We start from the raw sequence: 26,738 nt of genomic DNA on the forward strand, positions 1-26,738 counted from the left end.
CGGAGAATTTAAAAACCAGGATCCCAATCTACTTCAATGGTTTGAGTAGTGAGATCGACTTTCTTGATAACCTGTCCATCGAGGAACGGGACCAACCGCTCCTTGATGCCAAATGCATCTTTCAGGTTTGCCTTAATGACGAGAACGTCATTTGACCCGGTTTCCATCATATCGATGACTTTCCCCAGGCTGTAGCCTTCAGTCGTGACTACCTGGCAACCCATAAGGTCTTTCCAGTAGTAGTCGCCCTCTTCCAGCTGTGGCAACTGCGACGAATCCACGACAATTTCACAATTAGTCAGCGCATTCGCGGCATCACGATCGTCAACGCCTTTCAGCTTGATGATGATGTCCTGATTGTGGTGACGCCAGCTTTCCAGCTCGACCTCTTCCCACTTACCGCCTTTCTGGATAAACCAGGGCTGGTAATTAAAAATGCTATCAGCGTCTTCAGTGGAGGAAAACACTCTGAGCCAACCACGGATACCGTAGCAAGAACCCATTTTTCCCAATACGATCGGTTCAACAGGTGCTTTATTGCTCATCATGACCACCGTGACAGATTAAGCTGCTTTGTTTGCTGCTTTGATCAGCGTAGCAACGCGATCGGAAACAGTAGCGCCCTGGCCAACCCAGTGAGCGATACGATCCAGATCCAGACGAGTTTCTTCTTCTGCGCCAGCGGCCAGTGGGTTGAAGAAACCAACGCGCTCGATGAAGCGACCGTTGCGTGCATTACGGCTGTCAGTCACAACAACCTGGTAGAACGGACGCTTTTTAGCGCCGTGACGTGCTAAACGAATAGTTACCATAACATCCTCTTGTGTGAATAAAACAACCGGGCCCCATCGAGGAACGGAGCCCGGGTGTCATATTAAAAGCCCGAAAATTTTACTCATTTTCGGGCAAAAAGCAATCTCAAAAGCGATTAACGCCCAGGAAAACCGGGAGGCATCATCCCTTTCATGCCGCGCATCATCTTCGCCATGCCGCCTTTCTTCATTTTCTTCATCATGCGCTGCATGTCGTCGAACTGTTTCAGAAGGCGGTTAACGTCCTGCACCTGCATGCCGCAACCGGCTGCGATACGGCGTTTACGGGAACCTTTGATGATGTCGGGGTTAGCGCGCTCTTTCAGCGTCATCGAGTTGATGATCGCCTCCATACGCACCAGCACCTTGTCATCCATCTGCGCTTTCACGTTGTCAGGGATCTGGCCCATGCCCGGCAGTTTGCCCATCAGGCTGGCCATGCCGCCCATGTTTTTCATCTGACGCAGCTGCTCAAGGAAGTCGGTGAGATCGAAACCGTCGCCTTTTTTCAGCTTGCTGGCCAGCTTCTCGGCCTGCGCGCGGTCAACCTTGCTCTCGATATCTTCGATCAGCGACAGCACGTCGCCCATGCCGAGAATACGAGAGGCAATACGATCCGGGTGGAACGGCTCCAGCGCTTCGGTTTTTTCGCCCACGCCGAGGAATTTGATCGGCTTACCGGTGATGTGACGAATCGAGAGGGCCGCACCGCCGCGGGCGTCACCGTCCACTTTAGTCAGCACCACGCCGGTTAACGGCAGCGCTTCGTTAAACGCTTTCGCGGTATTCGCCGCATCCTGACCGGTCATGGCGTCGACGACAAACAGGGTCTCTACCGGGTTGATAGAGGCATGCACCTGCTTGATCTCGTCCATCATCGCTTCGTCAACGTGCAGACGACCGGCGGTATCCACCAGCAGCACGTCGTAGAATTTCAGCTTCGCCTCTTTCAGCGCGGCGTTAACGATGTCGACAGGCTTCTGCGCCACGTCGGACGGGAAGAAATCCACGCCGACCTGCTCTGCCAGGGTCTCCAGCTGCTTGATCGCCGCCGGGCGATAGACGTCCGCAGAGACCACCAGCACTTTCTTCTTGTGCTTTTCGCGCAGGAACTTACCCAGCTTACCGACGCTGGTGGTTTTACCCGCACCCTGCAGGCCCGCCATCAGCACCACGGCCGGTGGCTGAGCGGCCAGGTTAAGCACCTGGTTCTCTTCGCCCATCGCCGAAACCAGTTCATTACGAACGATTTTGACGAACTCCTGACCCGGGGTCAGGCTCTTGTTAACTTCATGACCAACCGCCTTCTCTTTCACGCGGTTGATAAAATCACGAACAACCGGCAACGCGACGTCTGCTTCCAGCAGCGCCATGCGCACTTCGCGCAGCGTTTCCTTGATGTTGTCTTCAGTAAGGCGTCCGCGGCCGCTGATGTTGCGCAGCGTGCGCGACAAACGATCGGTTAAATTATCAAACATTGTCTCTCGCCTGAGTAGAAACGTTGGGCCGCCATGAGCGACACATACACAGAATTTTGCCGGAGTATAACATGAAGGCGCCTTTGTTGTTATGCAACGGTTGGAGCAGGCGTCACGTAACGTTATACTGCTTCTCTTTCTTATTAAGACAACTGTCGATGCCTATATGCCTGTTTTCGCACTGATCGCCCTTGTTGCCTACTCTGTCAGCCTCGCGCTGATTATTCCCGGACTGCTGCAAAAAAACAGCGGCTGGCGGCGCATGGCTATTCTTTCGGCGGTGATCGCACTGATTAGCCACGCCTTTGCGCTGGAATCACGCATTATCCCCGGCGACGGCAGCGTGCAAAACCTGAGCGTGCTGAACGTCGGCTCGCTGGTCAGCCTGATGATCTGTACGGTAATGACCATCGTCGCGTCTAAAAATCGCGGCTGGCTGCTGCTGCCGATTGTCTACACCTTCGCGCTGATCAATCTGGCCCTCGCCACCTTTATGCCTAATGAGTTCATTACGCATCTGGAGGCGACACCGGGGATGCTGGTGCATATCGGCCTGTCGCTCTTTGCCTACGCGACGCTGATCATCGCCGCGCTTTATGCCATGCAGCTCGCCTGGATTGACTACCAGCTGAAAAACAAAAAACTGGCGTTTAACCATGAAATGCCGCCGCTGATGGTGATTGAGCGTAAGATGTTCCACATCACCCAGGTGGGCGTGGTGCTGCTGACGCTCACGCTCTGCACCGGGCTGTTTTACATGAAGAACCTGTTCAGCGTGGAGAATATCGATAAAGCGGTGCTCTCCATCATCGCGTGGTTTGTCTATATTGTCCTGTTATGGGGCCATTATCATGAAGGCTGGCGCGGTCGTCGCGTGGTCTGGTTCAACGTCGCGGGTGCGGGCATTCTCACCCTTGCCTATTTTGGCAGCCGCTTCATACAGCAATTTGCTGGCTAAGAAACAAAGGAGTTCCCCCTGGAACACATCTCAACCACCACGCTGATCGTTATCCTGATCGTCATGGTGGTCATCTCCGCCTATTTCTCCGGCTCGGAAACCGGCATGATGACCCTGAACCGCTACCGGTTACGTCATCGTGCTAAACAGGGTAACCGCGCCGCCCGTCGCGTTGAAAAACTGCTCCGCAAGCCGGATCGCCTGATTAGCCTGGTGCTCATCGGCAACAACCTCGTCAACATTCTGGCCTCTGCCCTCGGCACCATCGTCGGGATGCGCCTGTACGGCAACGCCGGGGTGGCGATTGCCACCGGCGTGCTGACGTTCGTGGTGCTGGTGTTTGCCGAAGTGCTGCCGAAAACCATCGCCGCGCTTTACCCGGAGAAGGTCGCCTACCCGAGCAGCTTCCTGCTGGCACCGCTGCAGATCCTGATGATGCCGCTGGTCTGGCTGCTGAACATGGTGACGCGCGTTCTGATGCGGATGGTGGGAATCAAAGCCGACGTCACCATCAGCAGCGCGCTCAGCAAAGAGGAGCTTCGCACCATCGTGAACGAATCCCGCTCGCAGATCTCCCGACGTAATCAGGACATGCTCCTGTCGGTGCTCGATCTGGAAAAGGTGAGCGTGAACGACATCATGGTGCCGCGTAACGAAATCGTCGGTATCGACATCAATGACGACTGGAAAGCCATCGTTCGCCAGCTGACGCACTCCCCGCACGGGCGCATTGTGCTGTACCGCGACTCGCTGGATGACGCCATCAGCATGCTGCGCGTGCGCGAAGCCTACCGTCTGATGACCGAGAAAAAAGAGTTCACCAAAGAGGTGATGCTGCGCGCCGCCGACGAGATTTACTACGTGCCGGAAGGAACGCCGCTCAGCACGCAGCTGGTGAAATTCCAGCGCAACAAGAAGAAAGTCGGCCTGGTGGTCAATGAGTACGGCGATATCCAGGGGCTGGTGACGGTCGAAGATATTCTGGAAGAGATTGTCGGGGACTTTACCACCTCAATGTCGCCTTCCCTCGCGGAAGAGGTCACCCCGCAAAACGACGGCTCGGTGCTGATTGACGGTAGCGCAAACATTCGTGAACTCAACAAAGCCTTTAACTGGCATTTGCCGGAGGATGAGGCTCGCACCATTAACGGAATGATTCTGGAAGCGCTGGAAGAGATCCCGGCCGCGGGCACGCGGGTGCGCATTGAGCAGTACGATATTGATATCCTGGACGTGCAGGACAATATGATCAAGCAGGTGAAAGTCCTGCCCGTTAAACCCCTGCGCGAAAGTATCGCGGAGTAAGGTTGTAGGCCGGGTAAGGCGAACGTCGCTACCCGGCACTACGGATAGCGAATTACGCTTTCGCTTTCGCCACGGTCACCATCGCAGCGCGGATGGTACGGCCGTTCAGGGTGTAACCTTTCTGCATCACGCCCAGCACTTTACCGGCTTCAATCTCTTCAGATTCAACCATCGCAATCGCCTGATGAACGTTTGGATCCAGCGGAACGTCGGTATCGGCAATCACTTCCACGCCAAACTTACGCACCACGTCGAGCATGGATTTCAGCGTCAGTTCGATACCTTCGATCATCGCCGCGTTGTCCGGATTCGCTTTGTCAGCCACTTCCAGCGCACGATCGAGGCTATCGATCACCGGCAGCAGTTCGTTGACGAATTTCTCCAGCGCGAACTTGTGCGCCTTCTCAACGTCCTGCTCGGTACGACGACGCAGGTTTTCCATTTCCGCCTTGATGCGCAGAACACTGTCGCGTTCGCGATTCTGTGCTTCTACCAGCTGGGCTTCCAGATTCGCAATTTTTTCATCGCGCGGGTCCACCTGCTCAGCAGATGCGTCTGGCTCTACAGCCTCAACTTCATCGTGCTGTTCCGTGATAATTTCTTCAGGGGCTTGCCCCTCAGGCGTTTTCTGTTCTTTACTACTCATGAATTTCTCCGCGTTTTTCTGCATTCATCTCGCTAACTTCGCTTATTATGGGGATCAGTTTCCGGGATTCAAGGGAACAAGACAGATTGTCATCATTCATCAGGCACAAGGACCTCCAGAAAATGAATAATCATTTCAGGTGTATTGGGATCGTCGGGCATCCGCGTCACCCTACCGCACTAACGACACATGAAATGTTGTATCGCTGGTTGTGTAGCAAAGGCTATGAAGTGATGGTCGAGCAGCAGATTGCCCAGGAACTGCAGCTGAAGAGCGTCAAAACCGGCACGCTGGCAGAGATTGGCCAGCAGGCCGATCTCGCCGTGGTGGTGGGCGGCGACGGCAACATGCTCGGCGCAGCCCGCACGCTGGCGCGTTATGACATTAAGGTCATCGGTATCAACCGTGGCAATCTCGGTTTTTTAACAGACCTCGACCCGGACAATGCGCAGCAGCAGCTGGCCGACGTGCTGGAAGGCCACTATATCAGTGAAAAACGCTTTTTACTGGAAGCGCAGGTGTGCCAGCAGGACTGCCAGAAACGCATCAGCACCGCCATTAACGAGGTTGTCCTTCACCCTGGCAAAGTGGCGCACATGATCGAGTTCGAAGTCTATATCGACGAGATCTTTGCCTTCTCCCAGCGTTCTGACGGGCTGATTATCTCCACCCCGACCGGCTCAACCGCCTACTCGCTTTCTGCCGGCGGCCCGATCCTGACGCCCTCATTGGATGCCATTACCCTGGTACCGATGTTCCCGCACACGCTCTCCGCCCGCCCGCTGGTGATCAACGGCGACAGCACGATCCGTCTGCGCTTCTCGCACCGCCGTAACGACCTGGAGATCAGCTGCGACAGCCAGATAGCGCTGCCTATCCAGGAAGGTGAAGATGTGCTTATTCGCCGGTGTGATTACCACCTGAATTTAATACATCCAAAAGATTACAGCTATTTCAACACATTAAGCTCGAAGCTTGGCTGGTCAAAAAAATTGTTCTGATTTTGCATCCAGTACTTTACTGTATAAAAAACCAGTTTATACTGTATGAAAACACAGTTATGGTTTTTCATACAGGAAAACAATTATGCTGGCACAACTGACCATCAGCAACTTTGCCATTGTTCGTGAGCTTGAGATCGATTTCCACAGCGGCATGACGGCGATCACCGGGGAAACCGGTGCGGGTAAATCCATTGCCATTGATGCCCTCGGCTTGTGCCTTGGCGGCCGCGCTGAGGGCGACATGGTGCGCATGGGCGCAAACCGTGCCGACCTGTGCGCCCGTTTCTCCCTGAAAGACACCCCTGCCGCCCAGCGCTGGCTGGAACAGAACCAGCTTGAAGATGGACGTGAGTGTTTACTTCGCCGCGTTATTAGCAGCGACGGTCGCTCACGCGGCTTTATCAACGGCACGGCGGTCCCGCTCTCCCAGCTCCGTGAACTCGGCCAGTTGCTTATCCAGATCCACGGTCAGCACGCGCATCAGCAACTCGTTAAACCCGAACAGCAGAAAGCGCTGCTGGATGGTTATGCGGGTGAGTACGCGCTTACTCAGCTTATGGCAGAGCACTATCGCCAGTGGCATCAGAGCTGCCGCGAGCTCGCTCAACACCAGCAGCAAAGCCAGGAGCGCGCCGCCCGTGCGGAGCTGCTGGAATACCAGCTCAAAGAGCTGAACGAATTCAACCCGCAGCCGGGTGAGTTTGAGCAAATCGACGAAGAGTACAAGCGCCTGGCGAACAGCGGTCACTTGCTCTCAACCAGCCAGAATGCGCTCAACCTGCTGGCGGATGGCGAAGACGTTAACCTTCAGAGCCAGCTGTATAACGTCCGTCAGCTGCTTACCGAACTGGTCGGCATGGACAGCAAACTGTCTGGCGTCCTGGATATGCTGGAAGAGGCGGCCATTCAGATCTCTGAAGCCGGTGACGAACTTCGCCACTACTGTGAGCGTCTGGATCTCGACCCGAACCGTCTTTTTGAGCTGGAGCAGCGTATCTCCCGTCAGATCTCGCTGGCACGCAAGCACCACGTTACGCCGGAAGAGCTGCCGGGCTACTATCAGTCTCTGCTGGACGAGCAACAGCAGCTTGACGATCAGGCTGACTCGCAGGAGACCCTCTCTCTGGCGGTGAGCCTGCACCATGAACAGGCGCTGGCGACAGCGCAAAAGCTGCATGAAATTCGTCAGCACTATGCTCAGGAGTTAAGCCAGCACATTACCGACAGCATGCACACGCTGGCGATGCCGCACGGCGTCTTCACCATTGACGTTCGCTTTGAAGAGAACCACCTGACGGCGGAAGGTGCGGATCGCATCGAATTCCGCGTCACCACCAACCCGGGGCAGCCGCTGCAGGCGATCTCCAAAGTGGCCTCAGGCGGTGAACTGTCGCGTATTGCGCTGGCGATTCAGGTGATCACCGCGCGTAAAATGGACACCCCGGCGCTGATTTTCGATGAAGTGGATGTCGGCATCAGCGGCCCGACGGCGGCGGTGGTGGGTAAACTGCTGCGCCAGCTCGGCGAATCCACGCAGGTGATGTGTGTCACCCACCTGCCACAGGTCGCGGGCTGCGGTCATCATCACTTTATTGTCAGCAAAGAAACCGACGGCGAAATGACCGAAACGCACATGAAGCCGCTGGATAAACGTGCGCGTCTGCAGGAGCTGGCACGCCTGCTCGGCGGCAGCGAAGTCACGCGTAACACGCTCGCGAACGCGAAAGAACTGCTGGCGGCATAAACTTTTTCGGGATCTCAGGGTCATACAGAACAACAAAAACGCCGCCAGACCGGTTTCAAAGTGGGGCAAGGTCTATTATCATCGGCATATTACATATGAGCCGCGTTCTGCTCGGGCCCGAAAAGGAATCAAATCACTATGCGTTGTAAAATGCTGACCGCTGCCGCAGCGGTTCTTCTGATGTTGACCGCAGGCTGTTCCACTCTGGAGAAAGTGGTTTACCGTCCTGACATCAACCAGGGGAACTACCTTACCCCTAACGATGTGTCCAAAATCCGCGTGGGGATGACACAACAGCAGGTCGCTTATGCACTGGGAACCCCGATGATGTCCGATCCGTTCGGCACTAACACCTGGTTCTATGTATTCCGTCAGAAGCCGGGCCATGAAGATGCGACCCAGCAGACCCTGACGCTGACCTTCAGCAGCGCCGGTGTGTTGACCAACATCGACAACAAGCCTGCCCTGACTAAATAATCCGGTGTCAGAAATGCAAAAAGGTGCTCATTGAGCACCTTTTTTGTATCTGAGTTCTTACGAAGAATCGTAGCCCCGGTAAGCGCAGCGCCACCGGGGAAGAAAGCGCTACTTACTGGCCTTCTCCGCGCGTTGGCGACGCAGCTCTTTCGGGTCGGCAATCAGCGGACGATAAATCTCCACCCGGTCGCCCTCTTTCAGCACATCGCCCAGCTTCACCGGACGGCTAAAAATCCCGACCTTGTTCTTCGCCAGGTCGATATCGCTGCGAAGCTCGAGGATGCCGGAAGCACGGATGGCCTCCTCAACGGTCGCCCCCTCTTCCAGCGTCACGCGCTGCAGATACTGCTTCTCCGGCAACGCATAAACCACTTCTACAGCAATCTTATGCGACACTGTAAACCTCTTTGGCGCGGGTGGTGAACGCCTGAACCATATTCGATGCCAGCTCTTTAAAGATGCGGCCAAACGCCAGCTCAATCAGCTTATTGGTAAACTCGAAATCCAGATGGAACTCAATGCGGCAGGCGTCAGCGCTCAGCGGCGTAAACTTCCAGCCTCCCATCAGGGTCTTGAACGGACCATCCACCAGATGCATCAAAATGCTCTGATTGCTCGTCAGCGTATTGCGGGTGGTGAACGTCTTGCTGATCCCCGCTTTGGAGACATCCACCGCCGCGGTCATCTGCGTCGGGCCGGATTCCAGAACGCGGCTCCCGGTGCATCCCGGAATAAATTCTGGATAAGACTGAACATCGTTCACTAACTGATACATTTGTTCCGCGCTGTAAGGCACAAGCGCAGTACGGCTAATCTGAGGCATAGCATTTCCCATGGTCACACAACGGACAAATAATAACATTTATCACCTGTTAAAAAAACGCTAAGCCTCATCTCGTGCTAAGATAGCGCGTTAGACCTCACAGGACGCAATGAGGTGACTTTTTGAAATCAGATTACCGACGGCTTTACGACACTTATGACGAAGAAAAAAGCACATAAACCAGGCTCGGCGACCATTGCGCTCAACAAGCGTGCTCGCCACGAGTATTTCATTGAAGAAGAATTCGAAGCTGGCCTTGCGTTGCAGGGCTGGGAAGTAAAATCGCTGCGCGCCGGGAAAGCCAACATCGGCGATAGCTACGTGATCCTGAAAGATGGCGAAGCCTTCCTGTTCGGCGCAAACTTTACGCCGCTGACCGTCGCCTCTTCACACTACGTGTGTGACCCAACGCGCACGCGTAAACTGCTGCTAAACAAGCGTGAACTGGAATCCCTCTACGGACGCATCAACCGTGAAGGTTTCACCGTGGTCGCCCTGTCGCTGTACTGGAAAAACGCCTGGTGCAAAGTGAAAGTTGGCGTCGCGAAGGGTAAAAAACAGCACGACAAACGTACTGACCTGAAAGAGCGCGAGTGGCAGTTGGACAAAGCGCGCATTATGAAAAACGCAGGACGTTGATTCTGCACACTTATTGTACTATTCAATAAGTTAGCGTTCCGGGCTGGTATCCAGGAAGTGAAATCTGGTATACTCAGTTCAACACTATTGGGGCTGATTCTGGATTCGACGGGATTTGCGAAACCCAAGGTGCATGCCGAGGGGCGGTTTGCCTCGTTAAAAGCCGCAAAAAAATAGTCGCAAACGACGAAAACTACGCTTTAGCAGCTTAATAACCTGCTCTGAGCCCTCTCTCCCTAGCTTCCGCTCTTAAGACGGGGATCAAAGAGAGGTCAAACCCAAAAGAGATCGCGTGGAAGCCCTGCCTGGGGTTGAAGCGTTAAAACTAATCAGGCTAGTTCGTTAGTGGCGTGTCTGTCCGCAGCTGGCGTGCGAATGTAAAGACAAACTAAGCATGTAGTACCGAGGATGTAGAAATTTCGGACGCGGGTTCAACTCCCGCCAGCTCCACCAAAATTCTCCATCGGCGATCACCAGAGTCGACTGATGAAGTCCTGAAAGCCCGCACGGCGCAAGCACTGCGGGCTTTTTTGTACCCTCAACATGTCCCGCGAAGTCCGTAAATTTTCCCGGCGACACAGAAACATCACGCCATTAAACATTATTTCTCTCATGCTCAATGAGCCATTCTTTGCGTGAAATCCCCCCTCCGTAACCTGTCATCGCCCCATCTTTTCCAATTATCCTGTGACAGGGGATGACAATCGCAATCCGGTTGGCACCGTTAGCGGCAGCGACGGCGCGCACAGCATTTGGCTTATTAAGCCGTAGTGCAATGGCCTGATAGTGTGAGGTCTGTCCATAGGGAACAGCACGCAACGCATGCCAGACGGATTGTTGAAAATCACTGCCCGGAGCATCTAAAGCCAGATCAAACTGTCGGCGCGTTCCGGCAAAATACTCGCCGATCTCTTTTACTGTCTGCCGGGTATGGCTGTTTTCGCCGGTGACGATTCTGGCGTTAAATAAACGCTGGATATCGCGAAATTCTGTTTCTAACATCCGGCGATCGGTAAACTCCAGCAGACAGACTCCCCGGTCTGTCGCGCAGACAAACATCGGTCCAAGCGTCGTGGTAAACCGGTGAATGACAATAACCTGGGTTGCCTGAGTCGGCGCTGCGCCAGTAAGCCGCTTGTAGGTGTAACCAAAGCCGCTCAGGGATTCATAGCCATTGTCCAGCGCAACGTCAGTCGCCGCTCGTCCACTTTTCAGCTCCTGCAGGGCAACGTTCACCCGCTGCATTCGCTGGAAAGCCTGAAAAGTGATGCCGTGATGTTGCAGGAACCAGCGCCTTACCCGCTCCGGGCTGATGCCATGCTGACGAAGCTCCGCGTCTGCTACACGGGATTTGATATCGCGCCTGACAAGCGCAAGCGCCTGCTCAACGAATAATGGCGCGCTGTGCGCATTTTCCGCAGGTCTGCAGACCTTACAGGGGCGAAAGCCGTCCGCCAGGGCAGATTTGGCATCTTTATAAAATTCGACATTTTCGCGCTTGGGCTTTCGCGCCCGGCATACCGAAATGCAGAATACGCCCGTGGTTTTGACGCCAACAAAAAACACGCCAGTGTAGTCTGAAGCACGTTCAAGTAATGCCTGATACCAGATATCGCATAAATTCTTATCGGTTATTTTCATCACCAAAAAGCCCTTCAAACGTCTGACGAGATCGGATCGCATGCATGACATCAGTCAGCGTTGACTGCATCGCTGAATGAACAAAATTGCCCATTGAAATGCGGCTTACCCCTGCCCGTTTCAGCCTGTCGAATGGCGGAAGATCGGGCATACACATGACATTCAAAGGCAATCCCGTTGCCTCTGCAATGAGGCTGATGTCTTTCTCTGACGTCAGGCAGGGAACAAAAAGGCCGTCAGCACCTGCAGCTTTGTAGCGTTGACCCCGTAATATCGTCCCCTGCAACGCGTCTTCATGCCCGAGCAGGTACGTGTCAGTCCGGATGTTCAGAAACAGGCTGTAATTTTCGCTTCTCAGCGTATCGCATACTGTTCTCAGGTTACGGGAAAAATCAGAGGCATCGTCAAGCTGACGAACCCCGTTTATGACTCGGCTGTCTTCGAGGTTAACGCCTGCGACGCCTGTCTGAGCAAGGCGCCGCAGATTGTCTGCTATCTCTTCGGCTGAATCACCATACCCTGCTTCCATGTCAACGCTCAATGGCAGGCTGCTGGCAGCCTGGATACGGGTGACCATATAAAATAGCTCATCAAATGGCATTCCCTGCCCGTCTTCATATCCCAGTGTGGACGCGATTGCCGCGCTGGACGTTCCCAGTACCTGATAGCCTGCTTTTTGCGCTGCGACAGCACTGGCGGCATCCCAGACGTTGGCGATAAGAAGAGGTTCGTGCTGGTAGTGGCGTTCTGCAAAGTTCATATTCATATCCTCTCGATAGATTGAAAATGAATCTAAGCACTCAGGAAGAACCTCACAACCGAAATTCAGACGACCATTTTTTAGCAAACGTCGTCTGAACATGGGGGGCGGAACAGACCAAAACCTTTCAGGCCCGGGCTCCGGCTTTCAGCATGGCTAAGCAGACGAGGCTCTCCCACATGTTCCCCGGTGAAAGCATGGAGCAGGTGACCCAGTGTTCCGGCGAACACAATACGCTGAGCCATGATCTCGTCATAGTAGAGAGGGTCTACCACAACGACAAAATCAAGATCGGAGTATTGATCGAACCCGCCATGAACAAGCGAGCCGCCAGGGAGAAGGGAGTGAATCTGCGATCATTCCACCACAATCACTACGTCCAGCCCTGACAGAGCTCATTCATCTTCTCGTTTGAGAAGCTACCCTCTCCCTTTGACCAACATCAACGACACCGCCCCTCCCCCTATGGAGAATAAAAAAACACCCCTACCCAGCGCTACGGAATAGCCGCTCAACCCGGAAGGAACCCCATCATGTACAGACCCATAACCGTCATAATATTCATTCTCCTGACGCTCGCCGCCCTCGCGGAAATAGGAGTTTTATCCTTTGGATAATCCTCAGGCTAAATACCTCTCATCAGGGCATGTTGATCTCATTACAGTTTTTTCCTAAAGCCATCCCGTTTCGCCTGTGCCATGCTGAATCACGCTCATAACCGATAACGTTAAATGAGGATATTATGAAAAAAACAATTATCGCATTATCTGCCGTTCTGCTGGCTTCCCCAGTATTTGCTGCGACCACACATGCAACTGACGATACCGTCGCGGCGGCGAACGCAAACGCCAACGAGGCGAAGCAAAAACTGCACGAAGAGCAGAACAAAGGTGAAGAGCTGAAGCTGAAACAGAAGCATGCTGCGGAAGGTAAAAGCGAAAGCTTTGGCAGCAAGGTCAGCGAAGATTCCCAGAAAGTCTGGCATAAAACCAAAGAAGGCACCGAGAAAGGGTGGGATGCCACCAAAGAAGGCGCGGAGAATGGCTGGAACAAAACCAAAGAAGGTGCCAGCGAGCTGGAAAAGAAAGTCACTGAGTAAGTCGTTATACTCACGAAAAGGTCGCGCTTGCGGCCTTTTTTATTTCTTCGAATATAATTAGCACCTCAGGCGTTTACGCAGTGCGCACTTATCGGAGAAACCACTATGTATCGCCTTTTGGCCTTTCTGACCGTTCTGCTGTTATGCCCTTCCCTGCATGCTGCCCCAAAAAGCTACCTTATCGACACCGAAAACACCGCCATTCGGCTCTCGTGGCATGCCTTCGGCGGCATCCTCTCCTGGGCGACGTTCAGCGGCGTGACGGGTGCCGTAACGCTCAATCCGGATAACGACGTTGACGACCACATCCACGTCACCATTCCCGTAGCAACCCTGGTGGCCTCAAACACGCTGCTCACCTGGCAATTAAAAAGCGACATGTTTTTTGATGCGGAGCACTACCCGACCATCGAGTTCATCAGCTCTCGCGTGGTCGACCAGGGCGCCGGACGATTCAGGGTGTTCGGCACGTTGACCGTTCGAAACATTGCCCGGCCGGTGATCCTGGAGGCCGGGGTGAAAGACCCGCATGCGCAGGCCCTCACCCTGGATGCCACTACCGCGATATCACGCGCGTCCTACGGGATGGATAAGTTTGCCCTGGTCGTGGACGATCGTATTGCCATCGCCATTGCGATACAGACTAACAAGGTGCCGTCATCCTGAGATCACGCGCTGCAGCCGCTCAGCGTTTCCCCGCAGGTGAGACGGCGGGTTGCGGCCAATCAGGACAAACTGATAGCCCGCCTCCTGCCACCACGCCAGGTTCATGCTGTGCCGCTTCTCCTGGCGGAGAGAGGCCGTCGCCTTTTCATCAACAGGAGAGATACAAAGCGCCATCGGGCCGTAGTCGGCGTTGATCCAGGCTATCTGCGCGATAGACGTCGTTTCATAGCGCAGCATGCGCACCATTTTAAGCTCTGCCCCCTGCAGGGTAAGCTGCGACAGGTTCAGCCTCATGCCGATGTCCTGCGCGGCCCGTTCCAGCCCGCGCTGAAGAACCGGCGTTGCGCTGTCCATATCCAGCAGCGTCTCGACGCTGTACAGGGACATATATTGCGCTTCGAGGTCGCGGATATGGGCGTTCTCATCCGCAGGCGCAGCTGAGGGACGCAGCAGATACCCCAGCCCGGAACCCACCAGCAAAAAGGTGGCCGAGGCGGCGATCAGCGCCCGTCGGCTGACGCCAGCCGCCGTCGAGACCTGCGGGTCGGGAAGTGCCGCAAGACGCGCCTGCATCGTCTCAAGAGGCGCATCATCCAGCAGGGAGGCAAACGCCCCGGCGTAATCCTGACTGCTTTTCATCAGTTCGTCGGTTCGCCCGGCGAGGCGCTCGTCACATTTTAACTGTTCTTCAAATAACTGCGCGTCGGCGCGGCACATCTCGCCATCTATCCAGGCCACAATGGCGTCGTCGTTATAGGGCGGTGCAAAACGGTGCGCGTTCAAGAGCGTTTCTCCTTTACCGGAGGCAGTGCGTCAGCGGATTTGGCAAGCCGAGCCCGCGCCGTCGCCAGTCGGCTCATCACGGTACCGATCGGCACCGCCAGAGTCTCCGCCGCCTCCTGGTAGGTAAAGCCTTCGACATAAACCAAAAATACCGCGTTGCGCTGGGCTTCGGGCAGCGCATTAACGCGCTGCATCACCTTCAGGTAATGCAGGCGCGTCTCATCCTGTTCGCGGGTGTCGGGCGCCAGCAGCTCGTCGCTGGGGACAAATCCCTGCCCCTGGCGAACGTGTCGTGCCCGAAGTTCAGAGATCCAGATGGAGTGCAGGATCGCGAACAGCCACCTGTCGATGCGCGTGCCCGGCGTATACTGGCTGCTTCTTTCAAGCGCACGCACGCAGGTGGACTGAACCAGCTCTTCGGCGATATCCCTGTTTCGCGACAGCACCAGCCCATAGCGCCAGAGGCGCGGCAGGTGTGCGGCAAGCTGTTGACGAACCTCACGGGTTGCGATGGGTTTTCCCTCCACGAGAAGATCAGGATTCCGGGTGTCCATTGATGGCGGCCTGCAGGTCACGGTACTCCTCGCAGGACTGGCCACAGATACCGGCAATGACCTTCAGCTGTTCTTTCGCGAGGTCGGGACGTCCTTTCACCATCCACGCTTCACCGAGATACTCCCGGGCTTTGGCGTAATCCGGGGCGATAGCCAGCGCACGCTGGTAATAACCAATCCCTTCGTCCGTTCGGCCCAGTTTGCGCGTGGCGAACCCGCGATAGTTCCACGCTTCAGCCGTGTTGCCATTTTTCAGCGAATCCAGCAGGTTCAGCGCCGCCTGGTACTCGCCTTTCTTCGCGAGATGGTACGCATAGTTGGTTTTGTCCTGGTCGCTGAGGCTGCTGCTCTTGTCCGGCACGCATTTCTGCGTGGCGCTGTCATACACCTGTCCGGAAGGGCAATCAGGCGTTTTGCTCTCGGTACTATTATTGCCCATGGCCAGCGCCAGCGGGGACAGCAAAGAAAAAATCAGCACCGGGATCAAACGAAACGAGGTTGTGCGCATATAAAACTCCAGGGTGAGTGGGGAGTGACGTCAGTAAACGTCCGGGTGAGGATTTTTATTCATTCTTCGGTGAATTTTTTTCTGTCCTAAAACCCTGCCTGCACTTCAGTTGTAAAGGTAATAAACCAGGTTATTTTTTGTTTTCTCGTTATTATTCCTTGCGCCCATTAGCAGAGTTTTAACCCTGTACAAGAATATATTTCATTACCTAAGTGACATAATATATCTTACATCAAAAACGTTACCCTAACTTAAACACACATTAAGCGCGCTTAAATAATAACGTTTGACATGATATTTAAAATGCTCCCTACCAATTATCATACCGGGACGTAAACGTTAAATAACAGCACCACACAAGAAAACAAAAAGACAGTAAAAACAACCACATAAAAAACAACAATTATATAAAAGAGCAATCCATTAATACCCCACTCATTGTTTTCATCTTTATTTACCAAAGCTTAATTTGCACATCCTGCATTTTCTGTCTATATCATTTTTATATTCCAGAAACCAATTCCTCTATTAATTACAGGGTTTTATAAAATACAAAACACCCATTAAACGGTTTTTTCATAAGTCATTAGATTCGCTCTGATGTTGCCACTCTGACGCATGGCGGGCATCGTGCGCGCTGAAATCTACGGTGAGCGCTGTTTTATAACAGCAACTGCGCCGGGGGCGCCCTTTACCTTCAGCAGAGATGGCTCGTCTTGCTCGCCGTTCATGACACTTCTGCTGGAGTAATAACAAAATGAGCCAAATCTCTGTTATTTCAAAACTTACTGGCGTAGAAACGACCCTGGAAGGTACACAGGTTACGCTGAACCATTCCTCTGTCGTTGAGCTTCACGTCGAGCGAGCGAGCGTCTCACACTTCGCGCGAAGCGGTAACGACCTGCTGGTGACATTGCACTCCGGCGAGGTGATCACCCTTAAAAACTTCTATGTGACGGACGCGCAGGGCGTGAGCCAGCTGGTTCTGCAGGACAGCAACGGCGCATTATGGTGGATTGAAGATCCGACCGGGGCCGCCACGTACGAATCTATCGCGTCCACGGACGTGCTGCTTGCGGCGTCAGGAAGTGACGCCGGTGGCGCCGCCATCTGGCCATGGGCCCTGGGTGGTATTGCCGCTGCAGGGGGCATCGCGGCCGCGGCAAGTAGCGGCGGCGGTGGCGGCGGTGGTGGCAGCAGTAACAATTCGGCCGATCCGGATACGACTGCACCAAATGCACCTTCCGGCCTTAAGTTCTCCTCAGACGGTAAAACCGTCACCGGTTCCGCCGAACCCGGCAGTACCATCACGCTGAAAGACGCGAACGGCAACGTCATTGGCACAGGAAAAACGGGCAGCGACGGCAACTTTAGCGTCTCCCTCGGAACACCGTTGACCAACGGCGAGCAGGTAACCGCCACCGCAACGGATAGCGCCGGGAATACCAGCCAGGGTTCAAGCATCACCGCACCGGATCTCACCGCACCCGATGCACCCACGATTGGCAGCGTAATCGACGATATCGCCCCTCAGACGGGGACGGTGACCAACGGCGGCAGCACCAACGATCGGCGGCCGCAGCTCTCCGGCACCGCCGAAGCGGGCTCCACCGTGACGATTTATGACGGCGGAATAGCCATTGGCACCGCGGTCGTCGCCAGCAATGGCACATGGACATTCACCCCGTCCATCGACCTGAATGAAAGCACCCACCAGATTACCGTACGGGCAACCGACGCCGCCGGCAACACCGGGCCAGCCTCACCGGTATTCATCCTCACCGTCGATCTCACCCCTCCGACAGCGCCCACCGCGATTGTGCTGCTCGACGATACGGGCCTTATTCGAGGAACAATCACGTCGGGCGTGCCTACCGATGCCTCGCAGCCGATCCTGGCGGGAACGGGCGAACCCGGTGGAACCATCACCATTTACGATAACGGCGTGGCGATTGGCACAACGACGGTGCTGCCTAACGGTACATGGAGCGTTACCCCAGGGGGCCCGCTCCCGGACGGAACGCACTCGATCACCGTCACTGAAACCGATGCCGCCGGAAACCAGAGTACGGCCTCTGAGCCTATCATCTTTACCGTGGACACCACGCCGCCGTCAGCCCCAGGAAACCTCGTGGTGTCGAATGATGGCGGTACCATCAGCGGCATCGGAGAAGCAGGCAGCACGGTGACCATCCGTGAAGGCGATTTCACCCTTGGCACAGTGGTTGTTGATAGCCAGGGGAACTTCAGCCTGACGCTGAGCCCGCCGAGGATCAACGGCGAAATCCTGACCGCTGACGCCACCGACACGGCGGGCAACACCAGTCCGACCACCTCCGCGGCGGCACCGGACATTACCCCGCCGCAGACCCCGGTCATCCTGTCGGTGATTGATGACGTGCAGGCCACCACCGGCCCCGTGGCCCAGAATGGGCTGACCAACGACCGGGCACCGACCGTGAACGGCACGGGCGAGGCAGGTTCGACCATCACGATTTATAACGGCAGCGATGCCCTCGGTACGGTGGTTGTTCCCTCCTCCGGCCAGTGGAGCTTTACGCCGCCCACACCGCTGACCGACGGCACCTGGGTGCTGACCGCGAAGGCGACGGATCCCGCCGGTAACCCGAGCGGGATATCAAACACGTGGACAATTAACGTTGACGGGACGGCACCTGGCGCCCCGGTGATTTTACAGGTTGCAAACGATATCCCTGGGCAGACCGGCGCGATCGACGTGAACGGGACCACCAACGACGCCACCCCGACGCTCAGCGGTACCGCTGAAGCAAACGCGACGATCAGCCTGCGCGTGGACGGTGTTGAAATTGGTACAACCGTTGCCAATGGCCTCGGCGTATGGAGCTTTACCCCTTCCTCCTCAATCGGTGAAGGCCCCCACACCCTGACCGCCGTCGCGACCGATGCGGCAGGCAACCCCGGCCCCGTCTCCAACACCTGGACTCTGACGGTTGACAGCGTCGCGCCTGCGGCGCCGGTCATTACCCAGGTGCTGGATGATGTGCCGGAGCGCCTCGGCGCGCTCAATTCTGGCGACAGCACCAACGACACCACGCCAACGCTCAGCGGCACGGCTGAACCGGGCTCAACCGTTACCATTCGCCTGGATGGTGGCGATCTCACTACGATTCGGATCGACGGCAGCGGCACCTGGACCTATACCCTTCCCACGCCGCTTGACGAAGGTCCTCATACCTTTAGCGTCGTCGCCACCGACGCGGCGGGTAACACCAGCCAGCCGTCAGACGACTTCACCCTGAACGTCGATATCACTGCGCCAGCGGCGGCCACCATCGCCACCGTGATCGACGATGTCGGCGGCGTACTGGGTTCGCTCAACAGCGGCGATACCACGGATGACACTCGCCCCCTGCTGCAGGGCACTGCCCCTGCAGACACGGTGATCACCGTCTATGACGGCACGACTCTGCTTGGCACCGCCATCCTCAACGGCAGCGGCGGCTGGAGCTTCACGCCCGTGACCCCGCTCACCGACGGTCCGCATTCCCTGACGGTGCACGCCACGGATGCCGCGGGCAATACCACCCTCTCAACGCCATTTGAACTGACGGTGGATACCGTTGCGCCTGCCACGCCGGATATCCCGGCCATTACCGTCAATCCTGACGGCACAGCAACGCCGCTGAACCCGGGCGAAATCACCCGCGACACCACGCCGACCCTGAGCGGTACCGGCAATCCGGGTGATACCGTGACGATCTACGACAGCGGCGTCAAAATCGGCGACGCTGTCGTGGACAATACCGGCAACTGGACCTGGACGCCGCCATCCCCCCTGGCTGGCGGCACCTATGACATCACCCTGACCGTCACTAACGTCGACGGCACGGGCAACGAAAGCGCCCCGTCGCAGCCGGTCACCATCACCATTGATACCGAGGCGCCGGCTACGCCTACAGCACCGGTCATTACTGACAGCGTCACCCAGATCACCGGTCCCGTCCCCAATGGCGGCACCACCAACGATCCGCGCCCGGTGCTGAGCGGCACCGGTACGCCAAACGACGTAATCAACATCACTGACACCGTTAACGGTACATCGACCGTTGTGGGCACCGTCACGGTAGACAGCAACGGCAACTGGAGCTGGCGTCCCGGCAGCGACATTGCCGAGGGCAGCCACGCCTATACCGCCACCGCCACGGATGAAGCGGGCAACGTCTCTGACCCGTCGTCAGCGATTACGATCATCGTGGATACCCAGGCGCCGGATACACCGGTGATTAGTGCAGTGGACGGTGCGCCTGATGGTGGCTTTATCACAGATACCACGCCGACAGTGGGCGGAACCGGGGTTAACGGTGAGACGGTGATCGTCTACAACAACGGCGTCGAATTGGGCCGTGTCGTGGTGGTGAACGGAGAATGGAGCCTGACGCTTCCAGCACAAACGGACGGCCCGCTGAACATTACCGTAGCGGGCGTGGACGCAGCGGGCAACGTCAGCGCGCCGAGTTCGGTCTTTACCGTCACGCTCGATACCGTTGCGCCCGGGATACCGCAAATTAATGCCGTCTCAGACAGCCAGCTCACCAACAACGTGCTCTACACCCGCGACGGCACGCCGACCCTAACCGGGACCGGCGAGCCCGGCACCACCGTTATCGTCTCCGTCGACGGTACCGCGTCAGGTGTGCCGATCACGATCCAGCCGGACGGCAGCTGGAGCTGGACCGCAGGCACAACGCTCCTGGATGGTTCGCATACCTTTACTGTCTCGTCAGTCGATCAGGCAGGCAATCCGTCAAACGGTTCAGCGTCACTGAGCGTGACGGTGGATACCCAGGACCCAACAGCCCCGGGCAATCTTAGCCTTGCTCCAGAAGGTACACCGCTGACCGGTACCGCCGAAGCAGGCGCACTCATCACCGTTAAGGATAGTGGCGGTAACGTCATTGGTACCGGGGTGGCGACCGGCGGCAGTTTCTCCATTGCGGTCAGCCCGGCCCCGCAGGATGGCGCGACCCTGACCGTGACCGCGACCGATGCTTCCGGACGTACCAGCGTTGATGCAACTTATAACGTCACCGGTACGCTTCCGAATCTTCCTGACGTGCCCGTGATCGTGGCCATCAACGATGACGTCGACCCAATCATTGGCGACGTGAAAGGCAAAACGACCAACGACACCACCCCAACCCTCACCGGTACGGCTCAGGCGGGAAGCCAGATCGCTATCTACCTGGACGGTGGCGTGACGCCCGTCTCGACGGTCACTGCCGACGGCAGCGGCAACTGGAGCTATACCCCAGCCGCGCTTGGCGAGGGGCTGCACACCTTTGAGGTGACTGCGACCCTTAACGGCCAGACCAGCAGCCGCTCTCCGGCGGCCAGCGTCACCGTTGACCTTACCGCGCCGGGCACGCCGACCATCGGCGCCGTGATTGACGACGTCGGCCCGGGCACCGGCCCGCTGACCAGCGGCCAGACCACCAATGACAACCAGCCGACCCTCACCGGCACCGGCGCGGTGGGCGATACCATCTCGATCTACAACAACGGCGTGCTGCTGGACAGTGTGGTAATCGGCAATACCGGCACCTGGAGCTACACCACGCCTGTCCTGGCAGAGGGCAATCACGTCCTGACCATCCGCGAGACCGATCCGGCGGGGAACCAGAGCGGTCCTTCGGCGGGCTTCACCGTCGTGGTGGATTCCGTTTCCGCCACGCCGGTCATCACCAACGTCACGGATAATGTGGGCAATGCCGCCACCACGGTGGTCAGCGGCGAGCTCACCAACGACGCCACGCCAACCCTTACAGGGACAGCGGACGCAAACAGCGTGGTGACCATTTTCGACGGCGGCACCCAGATTGCCGTGGTCACGGCTGACAACACGGGTACCTGGACGTTTACTCCTGATACCGCCCTCGGCGAAGGCTCGCACAGCTTCACCGTCCGGGCGACCGACCCGCAGGGCAACCTCAGCGCGGTCTCCACCCCCTGGAGCGTGGTGGTTGACCTGACTGCTCCGACGGTTCCGACGCTGGATAATGTGAACGACGACGTCTCTGGCGGCGTCCAGGGTAACCTCACCAGCGGCCAGGTAACCAACGACAGCACCCCAACCATCAGCGGCACCGGTCTGGCGGGCAGCACTATCCACATCATGAATAACGGCACGCAGATTGGTACAACGACCGTTGACGGAAGCGGGAACTGGTCCTTTACGCCGACCGCGCCGCTGGGCGACGGCAGCTACGCCCTGCGCGCGTATGCAACGGATACTGCAGGCAACGCCTCGGCGAACTCATCGGTCTTCGCCTTTACCGTGGATACCGCAGCCCCTGGTGTACCGGTAGTCACCAGCGTGGTTGACGATGTCGGTCCGGTCACCGGGACGCTCACGTCGGGTAACAGCACCAACGACGCGCGTCCGACCTTCAGCGGCACGGGCGAAGTGGGTTCTACCGTGCACGTGCTCGTTGATGGCAACGAAATTGGCACGGCGGTGGTCAATGCCCAGGGCAACTGGAGCTTCACCCCGGGCAGCGATCTGGCCGAAGGTCCACACGCCATCACCTTTAACGCGACCGATGCGGCAGGCAACACCGGCGCCACAACGGCACCGTTTAACCTGACGGTCGATACGGGCGTGCCGTTAGCGCCGGTCATCTCGACCGCGGGTGACAACGTGGGCAGTATTCAAACCCCGCTCTCTTCCGGGCAGAGCACCGACGACACCACGCCGACGCTGAACGGCACCGCGACCGCCAACGCCACGGTCACCGTGTATGAAAACGGACAGCCGGTCGGCACCGTGCAGGCGGACGGCGCCGGCGCATGGAGCTTTACGCCATCAGCGCCGCTGGGCAACGGCAGCCATACCTGGACCGCCACGGTCACCGATGCAGCGGGCAACGTCAGCCCGACCTCGCCGGGCTTTACCCTGATTGTTGATACCGCGGCACCGAACGCGCCGGTTATCAGCCAGGCGATAGACGACGTGGGCAGCATCACCGGCCCACTCACGTCCGGGCAGACAACCGACGACACCGTACCTCGGCTTGTTGGAACCAGCGAACCGTTTGCCACCGTGAAGATCTATGAGGGCACCACCCTGGTCGGCACGGGCACCGCGGACGGCAGCGGCAGCTGGAGTATCTTGCTCACCACCACGCTGGCGAGTGGCCCGCACAGCTTTACCGCGCAGGCCACGGATGCGGCAGGCAATACCAGCGTGTCGTCCACCAGCTTCAGCCTCACCGTCGACACCACGCCGCCTGCGCTGCCGGTGCTGACCAGCATTCTGGATGACGTGGGCAATGCGGCGACGCCGGTTGCCAACGGCGGGGTCACCAACGACGCGCAGCCGACGCTCAGCGGCACGGCAGAAGCGGGGTCCACGGTGAAAATCTTTGATAACGGCGTACAGATCGGCAGCGTGACGGCGACCGGCGGCGCGTGGAGCTTTACGCCATCTCCGGCGCTGAGCAACGGCGCGCACACGTTGACCTTTACCGCCACCGATGCGGTGGGCAACGCCAGCGCCCCCACCGCCGGATATGTCATTAACGTCGATACCCTCCCGCCAGCCGCGCCGGTCATCAGTTCGGTCATTGATGATGTCGGCAGCGTCACCGGCCCCGTGACCGGTACGAACCCGACTAACGACACCCGTCCAACGCTGAGCGGAACCGCCGAAGCGAATGCCACGGTTCGGATCTACGACGGCATCACGCTGGTGGGCACGGTCACCGCCGATGGCAGCGGCAACTGGACCCTGCCACAAACCACCACCACGTTGACGCAGGGCACGCATAACTTTACCGCTACGGCCACCGATGCGGCGGGCAACACCAGCGTGGCGTCAGCCGTGACGACGATTATCGTCGATACGACCGCGCCAACGGCGCCGACCGGCAACTTCAACGCCGACGGTAGCATCCTGACCGGGAGCGCAGAGGCGGGCAGCACCGTCACTATCCGCCTTTCGGACGGTTCAACGGTGACCGCCATTGCGGGCAGCAACGGCACCTACAGCTACACCTTCATTAACAAACAGATCGAAGGTCAGACGCTGCAGATCACCGCGACCGACGTCGCAGGCAACACCTCCCTGCCGGGCTCTGCCCTTGCGCCGGTGGTGCCGCTCTCCGCCAGCAATAACGTTGAGGAGCTGAACCTCAGCACCACGGCGACCGTCACCAACAGCCAGTACAGCGACTACGGCTTCCTGCTGGTCGGCGCCGTGGGCAACGTCCTGACGCTGATCGGTAATGACACCGCGCAGGTGAACTTCACGGTGGGCAACGGCGGCAGCGCGGACATCGTGGTAAGCGCCAATGCCACGGGGGCGGTGCTCTCTCTGCTCAATACCCTTGAGCTGGTGGTGCAGCACTACGTCAACGGTGTCTGGACAACCGTGGTGGATACCGGCCAGCCGCAGTTTGCCGATCTCCTGACCCTCGGCGCCACCGGCGTCTCGCTGAACCTGACCGGGCTGGCCGACGGCAACTACCGCGTGCTGAGCTACAACACCAACCTGCTGGCGACAGGTTCCTACACCAGCCTCGACGTGGCGGTGAAAGAGACCGGTCCGGGTACGGTCACGGGCGATACCAGCCTCAACGGCAACGTGATCCTCGATACGGACCCGACCGCCGGCAGCGACAACGCGCCGGCCGGCACCACTATCTCCACGGTCACTAACGCGCAGGGCGTGACCACCAGCGTGAACGCCGACGGCACGGTGATCCAGGGCAAATACGGTACGCTGACCATCAACCGCGACGGCAGCTATACCTACAACCTGACCGACACCAGCGCCGCGGTCGTTGGCCGGACGGAGAGCTTCACCTACACCATCACCCATAACGGCGTCAGCGCGTCGGCAAACCTGGTGCTGTCTCTGGGTGCCGGTACGGTCATCAACGGCATTGTGGCAGTGGACGACACGGCCTCGCTGACCTTTGACACCACCGTGAGTGAGGTGAATAACGGCGCCTCGTCTCAGAACGGTTTTACCCTGGTGGGCATTAATCTCGGCAGCACGCTGGGGCTTAACCTGCTGGACGACCTGACCAACCCGATTATTTACAACGTGGAGGAAGGGACGACCCGCACCATGACCATCCAGGCCTCCGTGGGCGGCGTGGCGCTGGCATCGGTGTTCGATCTGTACGTCTATAAGTTCAACAATGCGACCCAGACCTTCGAGCAGGTTCGCGTCGAGTCGGGCTGGCTGCGCGCGCCGCTGCTGGGGGGCACGTCACCGCAGCTTACGCTGAACCTGCCTGCCGGGGAGTACCTGTTCCTGCTGAATACCGCGTCCGGGATCACCGCCCTGACGACCTACACGCTGAGCGTCCTGCAGGACCATGTCTACAGCGTGGCGAGTATCAGCGAAACGACCACCGGCGACGTGCTGGCGAATGACCCGGTTCCAGCGGGCACGCTGGTTACCGAAGTGAACGGCGTGACGGTCAACAGCAGCGGCACCACCATCATTCAGGGGGAATACGGCACGCTGACCATCAATGCGTCCGGTCAGTACACCTACACCCTGAGGAGCGGCGTGGGCGCGGACCATATCAGCACGCCGGATACGTTCGTCTACACCGTTACCGCGCCTGACGGCTCGAAGGATACGGCATCGCTCAACATCACCCCAACCGCGCAGGCAATGAATGCGGTCAACGATGTCAGCGCCACGATGGACCTTACCTCGGTGCACCACACGTCGGTCTACTCGGATACGACCGTGGGCGTCGCCAGCTGGACGACGGCCCTGTTCTCATCAACCCAGGGCAGCGGCAGCGGAACCTTCGTGGTCGACCCGAACACCGCGCTGCACAACGCGTCGCTGCACTTTAGCGTGGCCTCGCTGCTGGCGCTGGGCGGGCTGACGGTGAACTGGACGATTAGCGATGCCAACGGCGCGATCCGCAGCGGCTCCTTCAGCGGCGCCTCGCTGCTGGGCGGCAGTATCGACGTCCCGCTGACCGGGCTGGATCTCAACGCCGGGACCTATACGCTGAGCTTTACCGGTAGCGTACCGGGGCTCAGCGTCGGGACCATCACCATCACGCCAAGCGTAAACGGCACCACCTACTCGCTGAGTAATTTCGACGTCACCGGCAGCCACACCGTCAACGGCAATATCTTTGACGGCACCGACTCTGGCGGCGTGCTGGATCAGCTCCACTCGGTGGATACCCGTCTGAGCGTGACCGGCTACAACGGCGTAACCACCACGCTGGATCCGTATACCGGCAGCGCAACGGTGAACATTGTCGGCCACTACGGCACGCTAGCGATCGGCGCTGACGGCCATTACACCTACACCCTGAACAGCGGGGTATCGCTCTCAACCATGACGTCGAAGGAGACCTTCAACTACACCCTGACCGACTCTGCCGGAAGAACGGATACCGCCACGCTGACCATCAATATGGCGCCGCAGTTCATCAGCTCTGAGCATAACGACGCCATCACCGGTACGGCCTACGGCGATACGCTGATTTACCAGGTGCTGAACAGTACGGTGGGGAATGCCACGGCGGGTAACGTCAGCAGCGCCGGAGGCGATCACTGGACCGGGTTCTCGCTGGCGCAGGGAGACAAGATCGACATTGGCGATCTGCTGGTGGGCTGGGACGGTAATACCGCCTCGTTGGGGAATTATATCCATGTCACACAAAGCGGTAGCAACACTGTGATCTCCATCGACCGTGATGGTGCAGGGTCCACCTACACTAATACTGCACTCGTTACGCTTGATAACGTTCAGACCACGTACGACGAGCTTGTTAACCAGCAACACATCATTACCTGATAGCACCTGCAACAGATGA

General features: G+C 57.6%; 20 protein-coding genes, 1 other RNA gene and 1 pseudogene. 10 read left to right on the forward strand and 12 right to left on the reverse strand.

All coding sequences use genetic code 11. The annotated features are described in order from the left end of the window. Positions 1-8: 8 nt before the first annotated feature. The 3 genes from rimM to ffh form a co-directional block, all read right to left on the reverse strand. The gene (rimM, locus tag AA74_RS0110505; RefSeq protein ID WP_021241995.1) at positions 9-548 is read right to left on the reverse strand and encodes a ribosome maturation factor RimM; all 540 of its coding nucleotides are present in this window, start codon (positions 546-548) and stop codon (positions 9-11) included. A 15-nt stretch (positions 549-563) separates the two neighbouring features. Next, positions 564-812 carry a 30S ribosomal protein S16 gene (gene rpsP / locus AA74_RS0110510; protein WP_003863133.1) on the reverse strand — a complete coding sequence of 83 codons (249 nt, stop codon included), beginning with the start codon at positions 810-812 and terminating at the stop codon, positions 564-566. 116 nt (positions 813-928) lie between these two features. Continuing rightward, a complete protein-coding gene (ffh, locus tag AA74_RS0110515; protein ID WP_008502496.1) occupies positions 929-2,290 on the reverse strand; it encodes a signal recognition particle protein in 1,362 nt (453 codons plus the stop codon). A gap of 166 nt (positions 2,291-2,456) precedes the next feature. Here ffh and AA74_RS0110520 point away from each other — a divergent pair, with 166 nt between their 5' ends. Then, entirely contained in the window at positions 2,457-3,248 is a 792-nt protein-coding gene (locus tag AA74_RS0110520; RefSeq protein ID WP_032623031.1) for an inner membrane protein YpjD, read from the forward strand. A gap of 18 nt (positions 3,249-3,266) precedes the next feature. Continuing rightward, positions 3,267-4,553 carry an HlyC/CorC family transporter gene (locus AA74_RS0110525; protein WP_025759264.1) on the forward strand — a complete coding sequence of 429 codons (1,287 nt, stop codon included), beginning with the start codon at positions 3,267-3,269 and terminating at the stop codon, positions 4,551-4,553. Between the two features lie 52 nt (positions 4,554-4,605). On the opposite strand, the gene grpE is transcribed toward AA74_RS0110525, so the two are convergent. Further along, positions 4,606-5,199: a nucleotide exchange factor GrpE gene (gene grpE, locus AA74_RS0110530; protein WP_008502499.1), complete on the reverse strand. Its 594-nt coding sequence runs from the start codon at positions 5,197-5,199 to the stop codon at positions 4,606-4,608. A 122-nt stretch (positions 5,200-5,321) separates the two neighbouring features. Here grpE and nadK point away from each other — a divergent pair, with 122 nt between their 5' ends. The 3 genes from nadK (at position 5,322) to bamE (ending at position 8,424) form a co-directional block, all read left to right on the forward strand. Continuing rightward, positions 5,322-6,200, forward strand: a complete 879-nt coding sequence (gene nadK / locus AA74_RS0110535; RefSeq protein ID WP_008502500.1) for an NAD(+) kinase — start codon at positions 5,322-5,324, stop codon at positions 6,198-6,200. Positions 6,201-6,285: 85 nt separating this feature from the next. Beyond that, a complete protein-coding gene (recN, locus tag AA74_RS0110540) occupies positions 6,286-7,947 on the forward strand; it encodes a DNA repair protein RecN (RefSeq protein WP_023325902.1) in 1,662 nt (553 codons plus the stop codon). A gap of 138 nt (positions 7,948-8,085) precedes the next feature. Further along, positions 8,086-8,424 (forward strand): outer membrane protein assembly factor BamE, encoded by a 339-nt coding sequence (gene bamE / locus AA74_RS0110545; protein WP_008502502.1) that lies wholly within the window; start codon positions 8,086-8,088, stop codon positions 8,422-8,424. Positions 8,425-8,532: 108 nt separating this feature from the next. Here the strand turns inward: bamE and AA74_RS0110550 are convergent, their stop codons facing one another. Next, on the reverse strand, positions 8,533-8,820 hold the full coding sequence (locus AA74_RS0110550; RefSeq protein WP_025912348.1) for an RnfH family protein: 288 nt from the start codon (positions 8,818-8,820) through the stop codon (positions 8,533-8,535). Continuing rightward, the gene (locus AA74_RS0110555; RefSeq protein WP_014832955.1) at positions 8,810-9,247 is read right to left on the reverse strand and encodes a type II toxin-antitoxin system RatA family toxin; all 438 of its coding nucleotides are present in this window, start codon (positions 9,245-9,247) and stop codon (positions 8,810-8,812) included. The genes AA74_RS0110550 and AA74_RS0110555 overlap by 11 nt, the downstream gene beginning before the upstream one ends. Before the next feature lie 156 nt (positions 9,248-9,403). Between AA74_RS0110555 and smpB the strand changes: the two genes are divergently transcribed. After that, positions 9,404-9,886 carry an SsrA-binding protein SmpB gene (gene smpB / locus AA74_RS0110560; RefSeq protein WP_008502505.1) on the forward strand — a complete coding sequence of 161 codons (483 nt, stop codon included), beginning with the start codon at positions 9,404-9,406 and terminating at the stop codon, positions 9,884-9,886. Between the two features lie 89 nt (positions 9,887-9,975). Next, positions 9,976-10,339, forward strand: a transfer-messenger RNA (tmRNA) gene (gene ssrA, locus AA74_RS1000000122830). A 141-nt stretch (positions 10,340-10,480) separates the two neighbouring features. Here the strand turns inward: ssrA and AA74_RS0110565 are convergent. The 3 genes and pseudogenes from AA74_RS0110565 to AA74_RS1000000122835 form a co-directional block, all read right to left on the reverse strand. After that, entirely contained in the window at positions 10,481-11,527 is a 1,047-nt protein-coding gene (locus tag AA74_RS0110565; RefSeq protein ID WP_025912349.1) for a bifunctional transcriptional activator/DNA repair enzyme AdaA, read from the reverse strand. Next, a complete protein-coding gene (locus AA74_RS0110570; RefSeq protein WP_025912350.1) occupies positions 11,511-12,287 on the reverse strand; it encodes an isocitrate lyase/phosphoenolpyruvate mutase family protein in 777 nt (258 codons plus the stop codon). The genes AA74_RS0110565 and AA74_RS0110570 overlap by 17 nt, the downstream gene beginning before the upstream one ends. A 158-nt stretch (positions 12,288-12,445) precedes the next feature. After that, positions 12,446-12,643 (reverse strand): annotated as a pseudogene (locus tag AA74_RS1000000122835) (nucleotidyltransferase domain-containing protein); the annotation flags it as partial. Between the two features lie 386 nt (positions 12,644-13,029). On the opposite strand from AA74_RS1000000122835, the gene AA74_RS0110585 reads away from it, so the two are divergent. Continuing rightward, a complete protein-coding gene (locus AA74_RS0110585; RefSeq protein WP_025912352.1) occupies positions 13,030-13,386 on the forward strand; it encodes a hypothetical protein in 357 nt (118 codons plus the stop codon). Between the two features lie 105 nt (positions 13,387-13,491). Continuing rightward, positions 13,492-14,052, forward strand: coding sequence for a YceI family protein (locus AA74_RS0110590; protein ID WP_025912353.1), 561 nt, complete (start codon positions 13,492-13,494; stop codon positions 14,050-14,052). Here AA74_RS0110590 and AA74_RS0110595 read toward each other — a convergent pair. From AA74_RS0110595 to AA74_RS0110605, 3 genes are read right to left on the reverse strand one after another with little or no spacing between them, the layout of a single operon-like run. Continuing rightward, entirely contained in the window at positions 14,044-14,835 is a 792-nt protein-coding gene (locus tag AA74_RS0110595) for an anti-sigma factor (RefSeq protein WP_025912354.1), read from the reverse strand. The genes AA74_RS0110590 and AA74_RS0110595 overlap by 9 nt on opposite strands. Further along, positions 14,832-15,389, reverse strand: coding sequence for an RNA polymerase sigma factor (locus AA74_RS0110600; protein ID WP_023344763.1), 558 nt, complete (start codon positions 15,387-15,389; stop codon positions 14,832-14,834). Before AA74_RS0110600 ends, AA74_RS0110595 begins: the two co-directional genes overlap by 4 nt. Next, entirely contained in the window at positions 15,370-15,897 is a 528-nt protein-coding gene (locus tag AA74_RS0110605; protein WP_008502544.1) for a tetratricopeptide repeat protein, read from the reverse strand. The genes AA74_RS0110600 and AA74_RS0110605 overlap by 20 nt, the downstream gene beginning before the upstream one ends. Before the next feature lie 757 nt (positions 15,898-16,654). Between AA74_RS0110605 and AA74_RS0110610 the strand changes: the two genes are divergently transcribed. Then, positions 16,655-26,719 (forward strand): BapA/Bap/LapF family large adhesin, encoded by a 10,065-nt coding sequence (locus AA74_RS0110610; RefSeq protein ID WP_025912355.1) that lies wholly within the window; start codon positions 16,655-16,657, stop codon positions 26,717-26,719. Positions 26,720-26,738: the final 19 nt, after the last annotated feature.

Source organism: Enterobacter sp. 5-4 (assembly GCF_000612205.1).
GTDB classification, from domain to species: Bacteria; Pseudomonadota; Gammaproteobacteria; order Enterobacterales; family Enterobacteriaceae; genus Enterobacter; species Enterobacter roggenkampii.